Below are 20,057 nucleotides of genomic sequence, written 5' to 3'. Positions count from 1 at the left end.
CCCCGTTCAAGGGAGGTGCCCGAAGGCCGGATGGGGAGGACCTGCGAAAGACCGCCCACACATCCCGCCAAGAGCGCCCTTCCGCCTGTCGACACCCTCCCCCGCAGCCGCGGGGGAAGGCCCGGCTACAAAGACGGCCGCACTTGGTGCCCGAAGGGCGGATGGGGGCGACCTTGCGGGAGACCAGGCGCATCGCATCTAAGAGCGCCCCCTTCCGCCTGTCGGCACCTTGCCAAGCGGTCGCGAGGAAGGCTCGGGAACGCGGCACTGCGCCACGAAAGCGGGCGGTCAGGGTTAGATGAACCGGCTACGGCCGCCGCTGACCCGATCGCGTTGCTCCAGATCCTGCGCCGTGAACACCTCGTCGTAGCCCGCCGCTTCGAGCAGATCGCGCGCCGCATTGCCCTGGTCCCAGCCATGCTCGAAAAGCAGCCACCCGCCCGGGATCAGGTGCGCCTGCGCGCCATCGACGATGCGCCGGATGTCATCCAGGCCATCAGGCCCGGAGGCCAGCGCACTGGCTGGCTCGAAGCGCAGGTCAGCCTGCGCCAGATGGGGGTCGTCCGCCGCGATGTAGGGCGGATTGGATACGACCAGGTCGAGGCGCTTGGCCTCCAGCGCCTCGAACCAGTCGCTCTCGACGAAGGCCACATTGTCGATGCGGTTGGCAGCGGCATTGCGCCGCGCCACCGCCAGCGCCGCGGCACTCGCATCGGTGGCAAGCACGCGTGCGTGTGGGCATTCGCGTGCGATCGCCAGCGCGATCGCGCCGCTACCGGTGCCCAGGTCCGCCACGCTCGGCGAGCCTTCGCGCGGCAGTTTCGCCAGCGCCAGCTCGACCAGCAGTTCGGTTTCCGGTCGCGGGATCAGCGTGGCGGGCGTTACCTCCAGCTCGAGCGTCCAGAAGCCGCGATGGCCGGTGAGGTAGGCCACCGGTTCGCCGGCGGCCCGCCGTTCCACCAGCGCGGCGACGGCCGCCACGTCGCTCGCGTCGGCCGGATCGTCCGCGTGCGCTACAAGCCAGGTGCGCGACTTGCCCAGCGCGTGCGCGAGCAGGATGGCCGCCTCGGAACGGTCACCCAGGCGCGCGGCGGCCTCCGCCAGCAGTTGGCGCACTTCAGGCATCGCGTGGCGTCTCCGCGACGGGCAGTTGCGGCGGCATGGCCGGCGTCGGCCGGTCGCGGCGCCAGTAGCCACCGCGCGACCAGGCCTCGAAGCCCCAGCGCAACCAACCGATCAGCGCGTTGGCCAGCCATAGCGCCCAGGCCAGCATGGCCAGCTTGTAGGTCCACAACGGCAGGCTGAACACGCCCGCGCGCGGCAGCGCGTCGACGCTACGATCGGCGAACCAGTGCAGTTGCAGCGCACTGGAACCCATGCCGGCGATGTGCATGTCCGGCTGTCCGAGCAGGCCGCCCGGCACCGCGGCCACCAATACACTGAGCGCGATCGCCGTAAGCAGCGCCAGCGCCACCTGCATCAGGTCGAACAAACCGGCGCGCCACGAATCGACCGCGGCGCGGGCGCGAAGTCCGAGCAGGATCAGCCAGGCCACCACCACGGCATACGCGCTCCAGGCAAAAGCGGAGAAGCCCAGTCCCAGCAGCAGCCAGTGGCGGAAACGCAGCGGCGTGGGCGCGTAACGGGAGAGCAGCCAGGCCGCGGCCAGCAGCACGATCAGCTGTGCCCAGTACAGCACGGCCGGGCCAGCACCCGTACCCCAGGTCCACAGCACCCAGCGATCCTGCGGCAATTGCAGGAACGTATCGAGGTTGGCCGCCGGCGCGTGCAGGGCGATGGCCGGCGAGCGGATGCGCATGGCCGCGCCGCCCGGTTCACGCAGGCGCAGTTCGTAGCTATGCGTGCCCGGCAACAAGGGCAGCGACAGCGCGCCGTTGCGCACGGCCAGCGGGAGGCGTTCGCCGTCGCGGCTGGCCTGCAGCAGCTCGGCATCGGCCGGCAGGCCCAGCGCGTGTTCGCCGCCGCGCGTGCTGCGCGCCTGCAACTGCAGGGTAGTCTCGCTGGCCCGCTCGCCGAGGGTGCTGCGGGACTCCACCCGGTCGAACGCCAGGGTGCCGCCCGCGACGGCCGGCGGCTGGGTGAGCGTCAGTGTGAGCCGCTCGCCCGGCAGCGGCTGGAAGCGCAGCGCGTCGCCGCCGCTCGCCGGCACGCCGCTGGCATCGACGTGCCACATCGGTTCGGCGTCGATCTCCCACACCTCGGCGCGTTCGGCCAGCGCTGGCGCGACCAGTGGCAGCCGGGTGGCGCGGTCCAGCCGGCTGGTCCATTCGACGCTGTCCGTGCCGGCGTTGAAGGCGAGCTGGATGCGCCCGTCGCGCACCGGCGCATCGGCGCCCAGCGGATGCTCGCCGGGCAGCAGCGGCAGCGCGATGCTGAAGCCACCGGCCTGCGGCGCGATGCGCTCGACTTCGTTCTGCACCGTCCATTCGTTGCCGAGCACCAGGCGGCGCGTCAGCCGCACGTAAGGCGGGAAGTCCTGCGCAGGGGCCGCAACCTGGCCATCATGGCCGGTCTGTTGGCGGTCGAAAGCGAGGCTGTCGCCAAGCAGGTGGCCATCGTCCAGGCCGTCGGCCGTCCAGCCGTCCATCTGCAGCGCCACGCGCTGCGGCGCCAGCGGGAAGCGCAGGCGCGCGCTGTCGATGCCGCCGAGCCGGTAGCGCAGGACCAGTGGGTGCACGCCCGGTTCCAGCCGCAGCCAGAACTGGTCGTCGTCGCGGCGCGCCAGTACGGCCGGACGCCCATCGACCGTCACCGCGACCAGTGGCAGCGTGGTGACCGGCAGCGGCAGCGCGACCGTGGCGCCGGCGTGCGCCTGCAGGGTGAGGTCCAGCGCATCGCCGGCCAGCACCGCGCGCGCCTCCGGCAGGTTCGCGCAGGCGGGCGCGCAGGCCGGCGCCTCGACCAGGCGCTGGCGCAACTGGTCGAGCAGCGGTTGGCTCGGCAACGCCTGCGCATGGGCGTGCCAGGGCAGCACCGCCAGCGCCAGCAGCGCCATCGAGGCCGCGCCCCGCCCGCCCTGCCAGCGCCCGCGCCAGGGCGCCAGCAGCGAGGGCAGCACGCGCGCCAGCAACGCGGCCAGCAGGCCCACCATCAGCACGCGCAACAGGCTCACCAGCCAGGCCGGAGCGATCAGCAGGCGCATGGTCTGCTGGGTCGTGACCGGGCCGGACCAGCCGAGGCGGTAGTTGCTGCCCAGGCGCCAGGTCGGCGTGCCTGGGCCCGCCTGGACCACGCTGCGCGCGCCCGTCGGCACATCCATCGAGGACAGCCTCGCGGCGCTCACCGTCACGCTTCCCAGCGCTTGCGCCGCTTCCGATACCTGTGGCGCCGCCGCGGAGGGCGCTGGCGGAGCTGCAAGTTCGGGAGGTGGAACGTTGTACCCCTCATCCAGCGTTCCCGCCGCGAATTCGACGCCAAGAGCCTGTGGCTCGAGCTGCGGGTGCAGCGCGTACTGAAGCTGCGTCGCCACGAACGGCAGCGTCCACAGCGCGGCGAGTACGAACGAGGCCAGGGCCGCAAGGTTGGCGACGCGCCGCAGGCGCCCGTCCGGCAACGCCCGCAACAGCAGCGCGAACGCGAAAAACAACGCCAGCGTCCAGCGCGGCGCGCCCGCCTCGTGCTGCGCCAGCGCCAGGAAGCCGGCGGCCAGCAACGCCCAGGGCCAACCGAGCAGGCGGCCGGCCAGCAGGGCGATCAGCGCCACGCCGAACACGTCCAGCAGGCTCCATCGGGCCACCCACGAATCGGGCGAGCTGTCCGCGCCGGGCGCGCCGAGCAGGCGATAGCCCGGCGGCAGCTGCAACATGGCGTCGATGCGTTCCAGCGGCACGTTCCACCCGGTCACCTGCAGCGTACCGGTGGAGGGCGCGCGCAGGCCCGCGCCGAAGTCGAGCTGCTCGCTGCGTACTTCCACGCCGCTGCGCCCGTCCTTGCCGCGGCTGACCAGCAGCGGCTCGCCGTCCTGCTCGGCGCGTTGCAGCTGCCAGGGCGCACCGACCTCCAGGCGCTGGTGGTGCAGTTCGCCTTGCAGATGGTCGTCTACGGCCAGGCCCTGGCCGTCGAAGTCCAGCCACAGGCGGCGCGACAGGCGCAGGCGGTCGTGCCGCCCTGCCCCACGCTCGCCCGGCTGCACGGTAAGCGTGGCCTGGCCGTCCATCATGAAGGCGGGCAGTTCGCGCCAGTCCTCCGGTACGCCGGCTTGCGCCGCGTCGGTGGCCTGACCTTCGGCATGGCTGCCGCGCAGGTCCGGATCATCCGCATAGCTCCAGATTTCCTGCCGCAGCCAGGGCGCCGGCGGCAGGGTGATCGCAACACGCGCGAGCGGCGCGCTGGCGCGGGCATCGAGGGTGACGGTCCAGCGACCGGGCTTCAGTTGCACCCGCAGGCGGCCGTCGCTCTCCATGCGGGTCGGCAGCTCGCCATCCAGCGCGGTGGCCACGAAGCCGTCCGGCAGCGCCGGCCCGAGCACCAGTTCCCGCGCGCTGCCGGTCACGTCGAAGCGCAAGCGGGTCTGAAGTGTTGCCGGCAGGCCATCGGCCAGGCGGCGGTCGACACGCAGCGACAATGCATCGGCCACGCGCTGGGCGGCGGCGGCCTCGCCCAGGGTCAGCTCGTCGCCATCGCGCTGCAGGCGCGCGACCGGCTTGCCGTCCAGGGTGAGATCGATCAGTCCGATCGCCGCGGGCACGTGCAGGCGCACCGGTCGCGTCGACCAGGGGAGCACGCCCTGCAGGTGATGGTCACCAGGCGATACGCGCACCATCGGCTGGTCGTCGCGCTCCAGCACCACGGCCGGCTGACCGTCCAGACTTACCTGGACCGGCCAATGGCGTGCGTCGCCAGGCAATGCGATCCACGACGGCGCGTCGGCATGGGCGTCGAGCGTGAAGCGGCCACCGGCCGCATCGGCCGTCAGCGCCAGCCGCCCCGGCCAGGCGCATTGCCAGGCCTCGCCCTGGCCCGGTGCGTGCGCCAGCCTCGGACAGGCATGCGCCGGCACCTCATGCAGCACCCAGTCCTGCCAGTCGCGCAACGTCGGCGGCACCTGCTGGGCGCCAGACGGTGGGGCCAGCAACAGACCCATGAGCAACAACCATCCTGATCGAGCACGCATGCCTGGTCTCCCTGTCGCCCGGTGGGCGCGGGACAGTTTAGGGGGAACGTCAACGGGGCGGCGGTGTGCTCCCTCTCCCCTCCGGGGCGAGGGCTGGGGTGAGGGGTCACTCTTGCGGCAAGTTCAATGACGCAAATACGAAAACAATCTTTTGCGATCAACCTTCCCGCGAGCCCCGGCCCCTCACCCAACCCTCTCCCCGGAGGGGAGAGGGCTCAAAAAGCAAGGTGCTCAAAGCAAGACGCCGGGCGTTGCCGCCCGGCGTCTCTTTCAGCCAAAAGGCCTTGGCCTCAGTGCAGGATTGCCTGCGGGTCCTGCTTGGCCTTCAGCGCCGTACACAGCAAGGTGTTCTCGGTGGTTTGCGCCAGGCCACGCTCGGCGCCGGTGACGTCCTTGGCGCGCGTCTTGAAGAACGCCTGCAGGCGATCGGCCTCTTCCTGCGAGCACCCGCCACCGCCCATCAGTCCCGGCAGGCGGCCACCGGCGAAGCTGCCGGTGCGCTCGACGATGCGGTCGTAGTTGGCGACCGCCCACTTCCACATGGCGTCGCGCTGGGCGCGGGTCTCGCGACTGCCGCGCAGCAGGGCGGACATCTCGCCGACCTTGACCTGCTTGTCCAGCGCGAAGTTGCGCACCTGCTCGGCCAGGGCCGGGTCCTCGACCGCGCTTAGGCCGGCCAGCATGGCGTTGCGCTGGGCCGGATCGGAGGTCTTGGGCAGCTCCGCGATCAGCGCGTCGACCGCACTCTTGCCGTGCTCCTGCACCGCCACCGCGAGCGCGGTGTCGAGCAGATCCGGATCGGCCGCGTCGAGGTTCAGGTGGCCGTCGGCCTTGCGCTTGAGCGCCGCATCACCCTGCTTGAGCAGTTCGGCGCGCACCTGCGGCAGCTTCACGTCGAGCGCGAGGAAACCGGCCAGCGTGCTGCGCAGCAGGGAATCGTCGTCCGGCTCGTTGGCCTTGCGGTGGTAGCCGAGCAGCTCCATGCGCGGCAGGTAGGCGGACTTGGCCCAGGCATCGAGGGCGTTGCGCTGCGCGTCGTTGCTAGCCAGGTGGCGATTGATCCATTCAAAGCTGGCCATCGGCGCGGTCGCCACTGCGCGCACGCGCGAAGCGGTCAGCGGCTTGAGCGCGGCGAGCAGGTCGCCCGCGTTGATGTCGCCATGCTGGAAGCTGGCGTCGGCCGCGTCGGCATAAGCCAGTTGTTCGGCGTCGGTCAGATGGCTGATCTGGTCGCCCAGGCGGGCCAGGTCGCCCTTGTCCATGCCGAAGCGGTAGTAGCCGCTGGCGTTGGCGTTGGGCATCACCCAGGTGTTGGCGCTAGCGCCCGGCAGCGCGATCGTGCCGGCAGCCTTTTCCAGCAGTTCGCAGTTGACCTTGCTGCCGTCGGCGGTGCCGTAGCGCACGCACACCGGCACGCCCCAGACGTGCTTCGCGTCGCCCTTGCTGCCCACCGGCAGGTAGCGGCTCTGGCTGAGCTTGAGCACGGTCTGGCCGTCCTTCTGCATCAGCTGGGTCTGCACGTAGGGCACGCCGGGCTGGTTGAGGAAGCTCTTGAAGGCCTGCTTGAAGTCCTCGCCCTTGTCGGCGGCCTTGGCGATCGAATCGACCAGGTCATCGGCGGTGGCGGTGGAGAACTTGTGGTCCTGGATGTACTGGCGCATGCCGTGCTGGAAGGTCTTCTCGCCTACGTAGCCCTCGAACATGCCGAGCACGCTGGCGCCCTTCTGGTAGGTGATCGAATCGAACGCAGTCTCGATGTCGCCGTTGCCGGTGATCGGCTGGCGGATCTTGCGTGCGGTGACCAGGCTGTCGTTGTCCATGGCGTACTGCGCGCCGCGCACGCGGTCGAGGTCGGCGCGGTACTCCGGATGCACCTTCATCGTCACCTTCTGCTGCATCCAGGTGGCGAAGGCCTCGTTGAGCCAGATGTCGTTCCACCAGGCGGTGGTGACGGTGTCGCCGGTCCACTGGTGGGCCAGTTCGTGCGCGTTGACGTTGAACGAGCCGCGCACGTACTGCGCCGGGGAGTCCGGATCGAGCAGCAGCAGCCAGTCGCGGAAGGTCACCAGGCCGGCGTTTTCCATCGCGCCGGCGGAGAAGTCCGGTGCGGCCAGCAGGTCGAGCTTGTCCCACGGGTAGCCGAAGGCGTAGTAGTCCTCCAGCGTGTGGATGATGCTCGGCGTTTCCGATAGCACGTGTTTCATGCGGTGACCCTCGCCCTTGGCGGCGATGCCGCGCAGCTGCAGCGGGGTGGCGCGGTAGGCGTCCGGCGAGATGTCCGGGCCGGCGACGATGTCCCAGGGGCCCACGCCGAAGGCGACCAGGTAGGTCGGCAGCGGCTTGGTGGTGGAAAAGGTCAGCGTCTTCCAGCCCTCACCCGCGGCCACTTCCTTGACCTGCTTGGTGTTGGCCACCGCCTTCTCGTCGCTGGGGATGGTCAGGCTGATGTCGAACGGCGTCTTGAAATCGGGCTCGTCGAAACCGGGGAAGGCGTAGCGCGCGCTGATCGGTTCCATCTGCGTCATCGCGTACGGCTGGCCCTCGTGGCTGACCTTGTACAGGCCTTGCAGCTGCTGGTTGAGCGGCGCGGTGTAGTCGAAGCTCAGGGTCAGTTCCTGCGGCTTGAGCGTGTCCGCGAAATCGACCCGCACCACGCCCTCCTTCGGCGCCGCCTCCACGTACTTGGCGGCGTGCGTCTTGCCGGCCGCATCGGTCACGGTGACCTTCGAGACCTTCAGATCGTGCCCATGGAGCCAGATATGGTCGGAGGCCTGCTTGAGGTCCACCTTGATGCGCGTGGTACCGGAGAAATCCTGCTGGCGCGGGTCGACCTTGAAGGACAGCGCATAGGATTCGGGCACCGCCCAGCGCGGCAGCTTGCCGTGCGGCACGGGGTCGGACGTGGCGGCAAAGGCGGCACCGCAGCAGGCGGCCAGCGCGGTGAGCACGAGCGGTTTGACGAGTCGACGCATGGTTTGTTTTCCCCAGGGACTGTGAAGGCAACTTCCCGAACCTAGGCCGGGCATGACTTGTGACACAGTGCCAAAAGGCATGACCAGCTTCGATGCAACGTGAAAGGCTCGACTCCGGCGGGCGACGCGCAAGAAAAAAGCCCGGCCATCACTGGCCGGGCTCCGTACTTTCCTGCGATCTCGCAACTCAGCCGGCCACGTCGGCCTGCTCCAGCGCCACCGCGACCGCGTGGATCACCGCTGCAATGCGGATCGCGCTCTGGATCGGCTGCGCCGAGAGGCCGTGCTTGCGCAGGGTCTTCTCGTGCGAGTCCACGCACATGCCGCAACCGTTGACCGCCGCCACGGCCAGCGAGGCGAGCTCGAAGTCGATCTTCGTGCCGCCGGGATTCATCATCGCGTTCATGCGAAGCCCCGCGCGCAGCGTGCCGTATTCGGGCTCGCTGACCAGGTGCACGAAACGGTAGTAGATCGTGTTCATGCCCATGATGGACGCGGCCACGCGGGCGCCGTTGAGCTCTTCGGCGCTGGCGTGCTGCGCACCTTCCTCGGCCACTGCCTTGGTCAGCGGCTTGTAGCGCGAGGCGATCGCCGCGGCGAGCGCGACCACCATGATCTGTTTCTGCGTCAACCCCGGCGCACCGCCCTCGCTCAGCACCGAATCGAGGTTCAGGCGCAGGTCCTTGGCGTAGTCGGGGAGCTGGCTCTTGAGGTCGGCAAGACTCATGGGGACACCTTCTTGAAGTCAAAAAAAGACCGGCGGCGAAGCGGGCTTCGCCGCCGGCTGGGGAGACCGCGCGTCCGTGGGGGAGGGGGAGGGATCCGGACGCGCGGTTACTGCAAGTCAGAGGCGATCAGGCGACCTTGAGGGTGTCTTCGCCCTGGTGCCAGTTGCACGGGCACAGCTCGTCGGTCTGCAGGGCGTCGAGTACGCGCAGCACTTCCTGCGGGTTGCGGCCGACCGAGCCGTCGGTCACGTAGACGAAGCGGATGATGCCTTCCGGGTCGACCAGGAAGGTCGCGCGCTGCGCCACGCCATCGGCGGTCAGGATGCCCAGCGCGTTGCTGAGATCCTTCTTGATGTCCGCCAGCATCGGGAACTTGAGGTCGCGCAGGTCCTTGTGGTCCTTGCGCCAGGCCAGGTGCACGAATTCCGAGTCGGTGCTGGCGGCCAGGACCTGGCAGTCACGGTCGGCGAACTGCTCGTTGACGTCCGAGAAGCCCTTGATCTCGGTCGGGCAGACGAAGGTGAAGTCCTTCGGGTAGAAGAACACGCACAGCCACTTGCCCTTGTAGGTGTTGTTATCGATCGTGCTGAACGCCGTGTCCAGGTTCTCGATCGAGACGGTGGCCGGGACGCTGAACTGGGGGAACTTGTCGCCGATGGTGAGCATGGGCTTCTCCTTGAGGTACTGATGGTTAGAGCGATCGGTGAGAGCATCATGGGCGCCGTGGATGGCGCGTCATGAGGGCAAGGTTACGCACCGCCAAGGCATTGTTCAAATTGATTGTTGCCATCACACTCATAGGCATGGTCTATCGGAGTGAGCCATGAACCTGCGCGACCTCGCCTACCTGGTGTCGCTGGCCGAGCACCGCCATTTCGGGCGGGCAGCGGAGGCCAGCTTCGTCAGCCAGCCGACCCTTTCCACGCAGATCAAGAAGCTCGAGGACGAGCTCGGCGTGGCGCTGGTCGAGCGCACGCCGCGCAAGGTGCTGCTCACCGAGACCGGCCGCGAGATTGCCCGCCGTGCCCGCGGCGTGCTGGCCGAAGTGGATGAGATCCGCGCCATCGCCCAGCGCACGCGCGACCCGGAGGCCGGCCGGCTGCGGCTAGGGGTGTTCCCCACGCTCGGGCCCTACCTGCTGCCGCACCTGGTGCCGGTGGTGCGCCAGCGTTTCCCGCGGCTGGAACTGCTGCTGATCGAGGAGAAGACCGAGCAGGTCATCCGCATGCTGCGCGAGGGCTCGCTGGACGTGGGCATCCTTGCGCTGCCGATCCACGAGGAAAGCCTGCATGCGGAGTTCCTGTTCGAGGAACCGTTCGTGCTGGCGGTGCCCAACGACCATCCCCTGGCCCACCGAAAGGCCCGCCTGAAGCTGGCCGACCTGGAGGACGAAAGCCTGCTGCTGCTCGAAGACGGCCACTGCCTGCGCGACCAGGCGCTGGAGCTGTGCCAGCTCGCCGGCGCCGGCGAGAAGGTCGGCTTCCGCGCTACCAGCCTGGAAACTTTGCGCCAGATGGTCGCGGCGAACGTGGGCATCACGCTGCTGCCGACGCTGGCGATCAAGCCGCCGGTGGCCCGGACCGACAACGTGCAGCTGCTGGAATTTTCGGGCCACGCGCCGAGTCGCCGGATCGCACTGGTGTGGCGCAAGAGTTCATCGCTCGGCCCGTTCCTCGAACGATTCGCCGAGGTAGTGCGCGGCTTGCCGTCCGAGCTGCTCAAGCCGGAACTTGCCGAGCCCGCCACCACCACGCGGCGCAAGCGCGCCTGACGCGCTCTCACAGGGGGATTACCGATGCAGCGATTGCTGTGGCTGGGATTGATAGTGCTGCTGGGTTGGGGCGCGCTGGGCTGGTGGCAGCAACGCCCGCTGCACCCGCCGCCGGGCGTGCTCGCCGCGCAGGCACCCGAACAGGTGGACCTGGACGACGGCGCCCTGCTCCAGCGTGGCGACACCGTGCTGCGCACGCGCGCCCACATCGCGCTGACCGCACGCGTGCTTTCGCGCGAGGACTACCGCTGGGATGCCGGTGCATCGCTTGCGCCGACCGACCTGGCGCTGGGCTGGGGCCGCATGTCCGACAGTGCGGTACTGGCCAGCATCGATATCCGCCAGTCCAGCCGTTTCTTCTACTGGCACGTGCGCGACTACCCGATCCCGCGGCGCGAGATCGAGACCTCGGCGACCAACATGCACCTCATTCCCGCCGACGACGGCGTGCGCTATGCGATGAAACACGTGCGCCCGGGCGAGCTGGTGCATCTGGAAGGCTTCCTCGTCGATGCCAGCCGTCCGGACGGCTGGCACTGGCGCACCTCGCTGCGCCGCGACGACACCGGCGACGGCGCCTGCGAGCTGGTGTATGTGGAGGAACTGGGGCCGGTCGCGCCATGAGCTCCCTGCGGGAGCGCATCCTGTGCGCGACCGTGAAGCCCGCGGTCGCGCACAAGGTGCGCTCCTACGGGCGCCTGGCGAGCGTGGCCATGCGCTGCGCGTCGGCCAGCACGCCGTGCAGGATGCGCAGCTCGCGCTCGTCGGGCTGCGCGCGCTGGAACAGGCGACGCAGGCGCAACATGATCGTGGTCGGTTCGCGGCCCTTGTGGAACTCGATGTCGTCCAGCGTCTGCCCGAGATGTTCGAAGAAGCGCTCCATGTGCGCCGCATCGGCCGGGGGCTCGTCATGCTCCGGCGGCGCAGTCATCGGCGTGTCGCCGAACATCGCCAGGCGCTGCTCGTAGGCCATCACCTGCACCGCCTGGGCCAGGTTGAGCGAGCTGTAGTCCTCCACGCTGGGGATGCGCACCATCGCGTGGCAGCGCGCCAGTTCCTCGTTCTCGAGGCCCGTGCGTTCGTTGCCGAAGACCAGCGCGACCTGCTCGCCGCGCGCCGCGGCCGCGAGCGCCTGCGCGGCACCCTCGCGCGGCGTGAGCTCCGGCAGGTTGACGCCGCGCCGGCGCGCCGACAGGCCCAGCGCGAAGGTCGCGCCCGCCAGACCGTCGACCAGGGACTCATGCACGCCCGCTTCGGCCAGCACCTGCACCGCGTTGGCCGCCAGCGCATCCGCCTCGCGGCTGGGGAACTCCGCCGGCGCGACCAGTTCCAGTCGCGTGAAGCCCATCGTGCGGATCGCCCGCGCCGCGCTGCCGATGTTGCCCGGATGCGAGGTGCGCACCAACACGAAGCGGAACAGTCGGGCGAGATCGGCGTGGTCGGTCATGGCGGCTAAGGCAACAGGCAGGATCGTCAAGGATAGCCGCCTTCGGACGCCCCAACGCCGGCTCTGCTAGAATCGCCGGCCGCATTTGTGCTCTTTTTCCAAAGCCGAAGCCATGCCAAGACCCGCCGTCACCATCGCGGCACGTGCCGCGCGCGCCGCAGGCAACGTGATCCTGCGCTACATGAACCGCATCGACGGCCTGCACGTGGTCGAGAAGCACCGCATGGACTTCGCCTCGGAAGTCGACCGGCTGGCCGAGGCCGAGATCGTCAAGGAACTGCGCCGCGCCTATCCGGACCACGCGATCCTCGCCGAGGAAGGCGGCGCGACCGGCAAGAGCCCGCTCACCTGGGTGATCGATCCGCTCGACGGCACGCACAACTACCTGCGCGGCATCCCGCACTTCTCCGTGTCCATCGCGCTGGTCGAAAAGGGCGTGCCGATCTATGGCGTGGTGTTCGATCCGCTGCGCGACGAGCTGTTCACCGCCAGCAAGGGCGACGGCGCCTACCTCAACGACCGCCGCATCCGCGTGTCCCGCCGCGATAACCTGGGCGGCGCGATGATCGCCACCGGCTTCCCCTACCGCCAGCGCGAGCACCTGGACGCCCAGCTGGCGATGACCCGCGCCCTGCTCGGCCAGGCCGAGGATATCCGCCGCTCCGGCTCGGCCGCACTGGACCTGGCCTACACCGCCGCCGCGCGCTACGACGGCTATTTCGAGATCGGCCTCAAGCCCTGGGACATGGCCGCCGGTGTGCTGCTGGTGCACGAGGCGGGTGGGCGCTATGGCGATTTCGCCGGCCGCGACGGCCTGCCGGCCAGCGGCAACCTGATCGCCGCCAACCTCAACGTCGCCAAGGCGATGACCGACGCGATCGGGGCACAGGCGACACCGGCGCTGCTCAAGGCCTGAACAAGGCCCTCGTCCGAAAAAAAGAGCGCCCCCGTGGCGCTCTTTTTTTGCGCGCAAGGCCACCCGGGTTTGTGCGGCCGGATGCCAGGCCCGCACGCAAGCAGGCCGCTGCCTGTCCCCAGAGCAGGCGAACGTCCCTGTAGAACTTTCCAGCCGAGGCGTTTTTTCCAGCCGCGCGAACGCAAGGTTCGCCGTCGCGACGCTCCTCGCGCTGGCATCCGCATTGCAACGCCCCTGCTCGTCCGAAGGGCCCGCGACGTGTCGCGACACCCTTGCGGGCGAGGGAGCGTCCGTCGCCATCGGGGCACGCCTGCGCCGATGGGCGGAAGCGGGTCGTGGACCCCTGCCGGACCCGCTGTTTTCCGCTGGGCGCCGGGAAGGCGGCCAGCCGAGCCTTGCACAAGAACGATCGGATGTACCAACGGAGATAACCCATGAGCCGGCAACAGTCCCCAGGCAGTCAATCCAACAGCAACAAGACCCCACACGCCGCCAACGGCACGATCGACGGGGCACGCGGGAAGCTCAGCGTGCGCGAGGCAGGCCGCAAGGGCGGCTTGCGCGTGCGCGAGTTGATCAACCGCGGCCGCCAGGTCGAGGCACGCCAGAGCGAGCAGCGCCCGAACTGAAGGCACACCACGAGAGGAGGGCTTCACATGGCACCCCAGAAAAACCAGAGCGACCACGGCAAGCACGCCGGCGGCAGCCAGCACGACAAAGGCGACATGACCGTGCGCGAAGCCGGTCACAAGGGCGGCGAGATAGGCGGCCACAAGGGCGGCCAGCGCACGCGCGAACTGATCGAGGAAGGCAAGCAGGCCGAAGGCCGCGGCGACAGCCGCAAATGATCAACGGCGGCCTCAGGCCGCCCACCGAGGAGCATCGTTATGGCAAAGCACAGCGACAACCAGCACGACAGCGGCGACATGACCGTCCGCGAGGCCGGTCAGAAGGGCGGCCACAAGGGCGGCGAGATCCGCAAGGAGCAGCTCGGGCCCGAAGGCTACTCCGAGCTGGGCCACAAGGGCGGCCAACGCGTGCGCGAACTGGTCGAGGAAGGCAAGCAGGCCGAGGGCCACAACAGGAAGTAGCCCAGGCATGACACATGGGTGCGCTTCAGCTCGCCATCGCGATGCAGCATGGCGAGCGGAAGCCACCCTGCGCCAGCTACGCCTGCCCAGCGCCCTCGCGCAGGAAGTCGCGCAGGAACGGCACCGTGATGCGCCGCTTGGCGGCCAGCGAGGCCTGGTCGAGCCGGTCGAGCAGGTCCAGCAGTGCCGCCAGGTCGCGGGCGTAGTGGCTGAACAGCCAGTCCAGCACCGGCTCGTCCAGGCCAATGCCGCGCGCGGCGGCCTGTTCGCGCAGTACGGCGCGCCGTTCGGCGTCATCCAGAGGCTTGAGCGCGAACTGCGTGCAGGCGCCCAGGCGCGAGCGAAGGTCCGGCAGGCCGACGCCCAGTTGCGCCGGGGGTGCATCGGCGGCAAACAACATCGCCCCACCTTCCGCACGCACCTGGTTGTACAGGTCGAACAGGGCGTGCTCGGCGGCGCGCTCACCGGCCAGCACGCCCAGATCGTCAATCGCCAGCAACTCGCTGCTGCCTACCCCGCGCAGCGCGCCGATGTGTTCATGCATGGCCGACAGCGGCAGGTATTGCACGCGCCGCCCGGCCGCGCTTGCAGCCTGGCAGGCGGCCACCAACAAGTGGCTGCGTCCGCTACCGGCCGGGCCATGCAGATACACCCAGGGTGCCCCGGGTACTTCGGCCAGCGTTCGCACCGCCGCCAGGGCGGCGGCATTGGCGCCGGCGTGGAAGTGCTCGAAACGCTGCCGGCGCGGCCAACGCAGCGCGAGCGGCAATTGCGGAATCATGGCGAACCGTCGCCCGCGGGACCGCGCGGCGCAGGGACGGTCGCACCGCCTTGCGCGGTGCCGTCCGCGGTATTCACGGTCACCTCGACCTCGGCGATCACCGGGTCGTCTGCACCGGCCTCCGTGTATAGCTCGCTCATGCGGTAGCGCTCAAGCAGGTAGCGCAACAGCACCATGATCACCGAAGCGGCCGGCAAGGCCAGCAACACACCGAGGAAGCCGAACAGGTAGCCGCCGGCGAGCACGGCGAAGATCACCGCCACCGGATGCAGCCCGATCTTGTCGCCGACCAGCTTGGGCACCAGTGCGTAGCCTTCGAGCAACTGGCCGGCGATGAACACGCCGCAGACCACCAGCGGATGGGCCCAGTCGCCGTACTGCACCAGCGCCGCGATGATCGCCGCACCGAAACCGACCATGAAGCCCAGGTACGGCACGAAGCTGAGCAGGCCGGCGACCATGCCGATCAGCGGGCCGACCGACAGTCCGACCAGGGTCAGCGCCACTCCGTAGAAGATGCCCAGCGCGAGCATCACCAGCAGCTGGCCGCGCACGAACGCACCCAACACCGCGTCGGACTCGCGCGCCAGGTGGGCGACGGTCGGCTGCACCGAACGCGGCAGCACACTGTCGATGTAGGCGATCAGGCGGTCCCAGTCGCGCAGCAGGTAGAACGCCACCACCGGCACCAGCACTACGTTGGTCAGCCACATGACCGCGCCGATGCTGGAACGCGACACCGTACCCAGCACCGTCGTCGCCACCGCACCGATCGAGCCGATATGCGCACGGATCGCGGCCATCAACCGGCTGGTGTCGAATGCGTCAGGATCGAGGCTTAGCTTGCGTTGCAGCCAGGGCAGCGCGGTGTTCTGGATCCAGTCCACGTAGCGCGGCAGGTTGTGGACCAGGTTCTCGATCTGGTCGGAGATAAGCGGCACCAGCAGCACCAGCGCGCCGACCAGCAAGAGGGTCAGCACGAAGAACACGATGCTGACCGCCCAGGTGCGGTTCAGTCCCAGCCGTTCGAGCCGGTCGGCCAGCGGATCGCCCAGGTAGGCGAGCATGCCGGCGACCGCGAACGGCATCAGCACCGGCGCCAGCAACCAGATCAGGAAGCCGATCACCAGCACGATTGCGAGCAGTTGCCAGCGGCGGGAAAGGTCGTGGGTCACGGATGGGCCTCGTTCAAGCGATGCACGGCGTTTCCTTTTCCTCGAGGGTAGATGCCCGCTTGCGGGCGACGCTCCTCGCGATGCGCGGGGGAGAGCATCGCCCGCAAGCGGGCTCCTACACCAGGCGTCGTCTCAATGCAGCCATTGCAGGCTGGCGTCCGCCCCTGCGTGTGGCGTGCCCAGGATCACCCGCCCGCCCGCGGCCAGGCTGGCGGCAAGTGCGGTCGTCGGCGTGCTCGCCTTGATGCCGAGCAGGAAGCCATCGTTGTCGGCGGCGAGCGTATTCACCTCGCGCACCGACGGGTCGGCGCGCAGCATCGCCAGCAGGTTGGCGTAGGCCTGCGCCGATTCGACCCGGCTGACCCACAGCTTGCCACTGCTGATGCCGGCGCCGATCACGTTGAGTTGTTTGCCCAGGCGGTCGGCCAGGCCGTTGCCGGCTTCGGTCAGCAGGGCGTCGGCGCTGACCGCCTGGTCGCTCCACGGCTGCGGCTTGCCGCCCGAGACCAGGGTCCAGTCCGCGCTGCCGCCCCTGAGGTTGCCGACCAGGATCAGCCCGGTGTGGTAGTGCTGGGTGATCATCGCCAGCGCGGTCGGATCGGCGTTCGCAACCGCCGATGCTTCGGGCACGTTCGACGGGTCGGGATAGGCCAACTGGTAGCCGCGCGCCGCGGCGGCCTGCGCCAGCGCGCCCAGCGCGTCCTGGCCGAGCAGGCTGCCGTCGCTGCCGTGCACCAGCACCAGCACCGGCGGCTTGACGCCCGCGGCCGGCACACCGATCTGCGCGACCAGCCGGCGCACGGCACCCGGATCGAAGTTCACCTGCAACACGATGCCCGCGCCCGCGCGCTGGTACTGGAACTGTTGCACCAGGCCCGGCGCACCCTTCAGCGCGTCGTCATAACCGGGCTTGCTGCGCAGGTCCTGCCCGCCCGCGACGCGCTCGAGCACCTGCGCCAGCGCCGTGGCGAATGCCGCATCGCGCTGCGCCTCGCTGGTGTCGGTGACCGGCACCACCACCGCGTAGGGCGAGCCTGGCACGGCCGCGGGCACCTGCGACCACGCCGCCGGCGCGAGAAGACCCAGCAGGAGGAAGGCGAAAAGCAGGCGTGGCAGGCGCATCGGCAAGGCTCGTCCGTGGAAGCTCGGATAACCGGGGAGTCTGCCCAATCCCGCTCCCAGCGTCCATCCGCGGGGCCGCGCAAGCGCGCGGCTCTGAGATTTCCCCGTGATCCAGACTGGCCGCGCCGCGCCGCGGGAAGCGTGCTGGTAGAATTGCGCGCTTTCCCCCAGGCCTTCTCCGCCATGTCCGACGCCCTCACCTACCGCGCCGCCGGCGTCGATATCGACGCGGGCAATGCCGTGGTCGAACGCATCAAGCCATTGGTCAAGCGCACGTTCCGTCCGGAGGTGATGGGCGGTCTGGGCGGTTTCGGCGGCCTGTTCGACCTGGCCGGCCGCTACAAGGAGCCGGTCCTGGTTTCGGGCACCGACGGCGTGGGCACCAAGCTCAAGCTCGCGCAGCAACTGGGCCGCCACGACACGATCGGCATCGACCTGGTCGGCATGTGCGTCAACGACGTGCTGGTGCAGGGCGCCGAGCCGCTGTTCTTCCTGGACTATTTCGCCACCGGCAAGCTCGACGTCGACACCACCGTGGCGGTAGTGGGCGGCATCGCGAAGGGTTGCGAGCTGGCCGGCTGCGCGCTGATCGGCGGCGAGACGGCCGAGATGCCGGACATGTATCCGCCGGGTGAGTACGACCTGGCCGGCTTCACGGTCGGCGCGGTGGAGAAATCGCAGCTGCTTTCGGGGGAGGCGATCGTGGCCGGGGACGTGGTCCTCGGCGTTGCGTCCTCCGGTCCGCATTCGAACGGCTATTCGCTGATCCGCAAGATCGTCGAGCGCGCTGGCCGCCCGCTCGATCTCGATCTGGGCGGCGTGACGCTCGCCGACGCGCTGATGGCGCCGACCACGATCTACATCAAGCCGATGCTGGAGCTGCTCAAGAGCCAGCCCGTCCACGGCATGGCGCACATCACCGGTGGTGGCCTGAAGGAGAACATCATCCGCGTGGTGCCCGACGGCCTGGGGCTGACGCTCGCCGCCGACGCCATCGTGCTGCCGCCGGTGTTCGACTGGCTGATGCGCGAAGGCAAGGTCGCGCGCGAGGAGATGTGGCGCACGTTCAACTGCGGCGTGGGTTTCACCGTGATCCTGCCGCGTGACGCCGTCGACGCTGCCACGGCGCTACTGGCCAGGCATGGCCTGGCCAGCCGCGTGATCGGCGAGGTCGTCAAGGCGCAGGGCGACGAGCGCGTCCACATCGGTTGATTCAAGACATCCATTCACCCCGAGCGTAGGCGCATGGTGCCGAGCCGGCCTCACGGGCCTACCCCGGGGTGAACAGCCGAGACAGACATGCCCCACCCTCTCCGCATCGCCGTCCTCGCCTCCGGACGCGGCAGCAACCTTGCCGCGCTGCTGGCCGCGCGTGAGCGTGGCGAACTGGCGGCCGAGTTCGTGCTGGTCGCCAGCGACAAGACCACCGCGGGAGCCTTGCAGTTGGCCGGCGACGCGAGCATTCCCACGCTGGTGCTGGATCCGAAGGGCTATCCCGACCGTCGCGCATTCGACCTGGACCTGTTCGACCAGCTCGCTGCCAGCGGCGCCGAACTGATCGTGCTCGCCGGCTTCATGCGCATCCTGGATGGCGAGGCGATCGCGCCCTGGGCCGGGCGCATGCTCAACATCCATCCGTCGCTGCTGCCCAGGTACCGCGGCCTGCACACGCACCGGCGTGCGCTGGAAGCAGGCGACCTGGAGCACGGCGCCAGCGTGCACTTCGTCACCGCCGAACTCGATGGTGGCCCGGTGGTGGCGCAGGCCGTGCTGCCGATCGAACCAGGCGAGGACGAACACCGCCTGGCGCAGCGGCTGCTGCCGCTGGAACACCGCCTGCTGCCGGCGGTGGTCGCGCTGATCGCCAATGGCCGCCTGGCCTGGCGCAATGGCGCGCCCTGGCTGGACGGCACGCCACTGGCCGCCCCGATGCGGCTTGCCGAACACGGGCTCGTGCCGGCCTGAACTCGATGTTCAGCCAGCGGCGGGCACACTCGGGCGCATGACCCTCCGCCACCTCTTGCGTCTCGCCGGCGCCCTGTTGCTGGCCAGCGCCAGCGGCCTTGCTCTCGCCGCTCCGCCGAAGGCCTTTACCGCCACCTACCGCGTGCTGCGGGACGGCTCGCCGATGGGCGAGGCTACCGTCAGCCTCAAGCCGATTGGCGATGGTCAGTGGGAATACAGCAAACACGTGCGCGGCACCTCCGGACTGGCCGCCCTGCTCGGCGCAAACCTGGACGAGGTCTCGCGTTTCCGCTGGAAGGGCGACGCGCCCGAGGCTTTGAGCTACGACTATCGGCTGGACGCGGCGATCAAGTCCAAGCAGCGCCACGTCGCGGTGGACTGGGGCAGGCACCAGGTCACCGTGGACGAAGGCAAGGGCGCGATCACGTATGCGACCCAGCCGGGCATGGTCGAGCGCAATACCACCGCGCTGGCGATCGGGATGGCGCTGCGTGACGGGCAGACGCAGATTGCGCTGCCGGTGGCGGTCAAGCAGGAGGTGGAGACGCAGCGGTTCAAGGTCACCGGCAAGGAGAAGGTGACCGTGCCTGCTGGGGGCTTCGACGCCGTGCGGGTGGATCGTACGGACGCCGATCGCGGCTTCAGCGCATGGTATGCGCCGGACCGCTATCCGTTGCCGGTGAAGCTGTCGCAGAAGGACGGCGGCAATCTGACGATGGAGCTGGTGAGCTTCCGGTAGCGCGCTGCTCGCTCTACCTGCGGGGAGAGGCCGGGTGAGGGTTCGGGGCTCGCTGCCTTGCTTGTCGTTCTTGCGTGGTCTTCCCGCGGCTTGGCTCGCCTGCCGCGGGCTTCCGATCGCCTACCGGCGCTCGGGTCACTTTCTTTGCTGGCCCAAAGAAAGTAACCAAAGAAATGGCCTGCTAAGCCCGGTGAGGGATAAGAGCTAGGTACCGCC

General features: G+C 69.3%; 18 protein-coding genes. 9 read left to right on the top strand and 9 right to left on the bottom strand.

All coding sequences use genetic code 11. The features are described from left to right. Positions 1 to 294: 294 nt before the first annotated feature. From prmC to ACFWZ3_RS14720, 5 genes are all read right to left on the bottom strand, one after another. Complete coding sequence (gene prmC / locus ACFWZ3_RS14740) at positions 295 to 1,125, bottom strand: peptide chain release factor N(5)-glutamine methyltransferase (RefSeq protein WP_439708437.1); 831 nt, start codon at positions 1,123 to 1,125, stop codon at positions 295 to 297. Beyond that, complete coding sequence (locus tag ACFWZ3_RS14735; RefSeq protein ID WP_439708436.1) at positions 1,118 to 5,104, bottom strand: hypothetical protein; 3,987 nt, start codon at positions 5,102 to 5,104, stop codon at positions 1,118 to 1,120. Before ACFWZ3_RS14735 ends, prmC begins: the two co-directional genes overlap by 8 nt. A gap of 320 nt (positions 5,105 to 5,424) precedes the next feature. After that, positions 5,425 to 8,106, bottom strand: coding sequence for a M1 family metallopeptidase (locus ACFWZ3_RS14730; RefSeq protein ID WP_439708435.1), 2,682 nt, complete (start codon positions 8,104 to 8,106; stop codon positions 5,425 to 5,427). A 187-nt stretch (positions 8,107 to 8,293) separates the two neighbouring features. Then, the gene (locus ACFWZ3_RS14725) at positions 8,294 to 8,833 is read right to left on the bottom strand and encodes a carboxymuconolactone decarboxylase family protein (protein ID WP_439708434.1); all 540 of its coding nucleotides are present in this window, start codon (positions 8,831 to 8,833) and stop codon (positions 8,294 to 8,296) included. Between the two features lie 127 nt (positions 8,834 to 8,960). After that, positions 8,961 to 9,500, bottom strand: a complete 540-nt coding sequence (locus ACFWZ3_RS14720) for a peroxiredoxin (RefSeq protein WP_439708433.1) — start codon at positions 9,498 to 9,500, stop codon at positions 8,961 to 8,963. Between the two features lie 157 nt (positions 9,501 to 9,657). On the opposite strand from ACFWZ3_RS14720, the gene oxyR reads away from it, so the two are divergent. Both oxyR and ACFWZ3_RS14710 read left to right on the top strand, forming a co-directional pair. Further along, complete coding sequence (gene oxyR / locus ACFWZ3_RS14715) at positions 9,658 to 10,605, top strand: DNA-binding transcriptional regulator OxyR (protein ID WP_439708432.1); 948 nt, start codon at positions 9,658 to 9,660, stop codon at positions 10,603 to 10,605. Between the two features lie 24 nt (positions 10,606 to 10,629). Further along, positions 10,630 to 11,229, top strand: coding sequence for a hypothetical protein (locus ACFWZ3_RS14710; protein WP_439708431.1), 600 nt, complete (start codon positions 10,630 to 10,632; stop codon positions 11,227 to 11,229). Positions 11,230 to 11,293: 64 nt separating this feature from the next. Here the strand turns inward: ACFWZ3_RS14710 and ACFWZ3_RS14705 are convergent, their stop codons facing one another. Next, positions 11,294 to 12,052 carry an RNA methyltransferase gene (locus ACFWZ3_RS14705; protein WP_439708523.1) on the bottom strand — a complete coding sequence of 253 codons (759 nt, stop codon included), beginning with the start codon at positions 12,050 to 12,052 and terminating at the stop codon, positions 11,294 to 11,296. A 112-nt stretch (positions 12,053 to 12,164) separates the two neighbouring features. Between ACFWZ3_RS14705 and ACFWZ3_RS14700 the strand changes: the two genes are divergently transcribed. The 4 genes from ACFWZ3_RS14700 to ACFWZ3_RS14685 all read left to right on the top strand — a co-directional run bounded on the left by ACFWZ3_RS14700 (position 12,165) and on the right by ACFWZ3_RS14685 (position 14,059). Next, positions 12,165 to 12,968 (top strand): inositol monophosphatase family protein, encoded by an 804-nt coding sequence (locus tag ACFWZ3_RS14700; RefSeq protein WP_439708430.1) that lies wholly within the window; start codon positions 12,165 to 12,167, stop codon positions 12,966 to 12,968. Positions 12,969 to 13,402: 434 nt separating this feature from the next. Beyond that, positions 13,403 to 13,597 (top strand): hypothetical protein, encoded by a 195-nt coding sequence (locus tag ACFWZ3_RS14695; protein ID WP_439708429.1) that lies wholly within the window; start codon positions 13,403 to 13,405, stop codon positions 13,595 to 13,597. Between the two features lie 27 nt (positions 13,598 to 13,624). After that, positions 13,625 to 13,816 (top strand): hypothetical protein, encoded by a 192-nt coding sequence (locus ACFWZ3_RS14690; RefSeq protein WP_439708428.1) that lies wholly within the window; start codon positions 13,625 to 13,627, stop codon positions 13,814 to 13,816. 39 nt (positions 13,817 to 13,855) lie between these two features. Then, the gene (locus ACFWZ3_RS14685) at positions 13,856 to 14,059 is read left to right on the top strand and encodes a hypothetical protein (protein ID WP_439708427.1); all 204 of its coding nucleotides are present in this window, start codon (positions 13,856 to 13,858) and stop codon (positions 14,057 to 14,059) included. Between the two features lie 76 nt (positions 14,060 to 14,135). Here ACFWZ3_RS14685 and hda read toward each other — a convergent pair whose 3' ends face one another. The 3 genes from hda to ACFWZ3_RS14670 form a co-directional block, all read right to left on the bottom strand. Further along, complete coding sequence (gene hda, locus ACFWZ3_RS14680; RefSeq protein ID WP_439708426.1) at positions 14,136 to 14,840, bottom strand: DnaA regulatory inactivator Hda; 705 nt, start codon at positions 14,838 to 14,840, stop codon at positions 14,136 to 14,138. Then, entirely contained in the window at positions 14,837 to 16,015 is a 1,179-nt protein-coding gene (locus ACFWZ3_RS14675; RefSeq protein WP_439708425.1) for an AI-2E family transporter, read from the bottom strand. Before ACFWZ3_RS14675 ends, hda begins: the two co-directional genes overlap by 4 nt. Positions 16,016 to 16,147: 132 nt before the next feature. Further along, on the bottom strand, positions 16,148 to 17,137 hold the full coding sequence (locus ACFWZ3_RS14670; RefSeq protein ID WP_439708424.1) for a DUF2066 domain-containing protein: 990 nt from the start codon (positions 17,135 to 17,137) through the stop codon (positions 16,148 to 16,150). A 183-nt stretch (positions 17,138 to 17,320) separates the two neighbouring features. Here ACFWZ3_RS14670 and purM point away from each other — a divergent pair, with 183 nt between their 5' ends. The 3 genes from purM (at position 17,321) to ACFWZ3_RS14655 (ending at position 19,841) form a co-directional block, all read left to right on the top strand. Then, positions 17,321 to 18,349: a phosphoribosylformylglycinamidine cyclo-ligase gene (gene purM, locus ACFWZ3_RS14665; protein ID WP_439708423.1), complete on the top strand. Its 1,029-nt coding sequence runs from the start codon at positions 17,321 to 17,323 to the stop codon at positions 18,347 to 18,349. A gap of 87 nt (positions 18,350 to 18,436) precedes the next feature. Beyond that, the gene (gene purN / locus ACFWZ3_RS14660) at positions 18,437 to 19,102 is read left to right on the top strand and encodes a phosphoribosylglycinamide formyltransferase (RefSeq protein ID WP_439708422.1); all 666 of its coding nucleotides are present in this window, start codon (positions 18,437 to 18,439) and stop codon (positions 19,100 to 19,102) included. A gap of 37 nt (positions 19,103 to 19,139) precedes the next feature. After that, a complete protein-coding gene (locus ACFWZ3_RS14655) occupies positions 19,140 to 19,841 on the top strand; it encodes a DUF3108 domain-containing protein (RefSeq protein ID WP_439708421.1) in 702 nt (233 codons plus the stop codon). The last annotated feature ends 216 nt before the right edge of the window (positions 19,842 to 20,057 follow it).

Origin of the sequence: Frateuria sp. GZRR35, from assembly GCF_051900415.1 — a bacterium.
In the GTDB taxonomy this organism is placed as follows: domain Bacteria; phylum Pseudomonadota; class Gammaproteobacteria; order Xanthomonadales; family Rhodanobacteraceae; genus Frateuria_A.
This window is presented reverse-complemented; position numbering and strand designations above follow the sequence as displayed.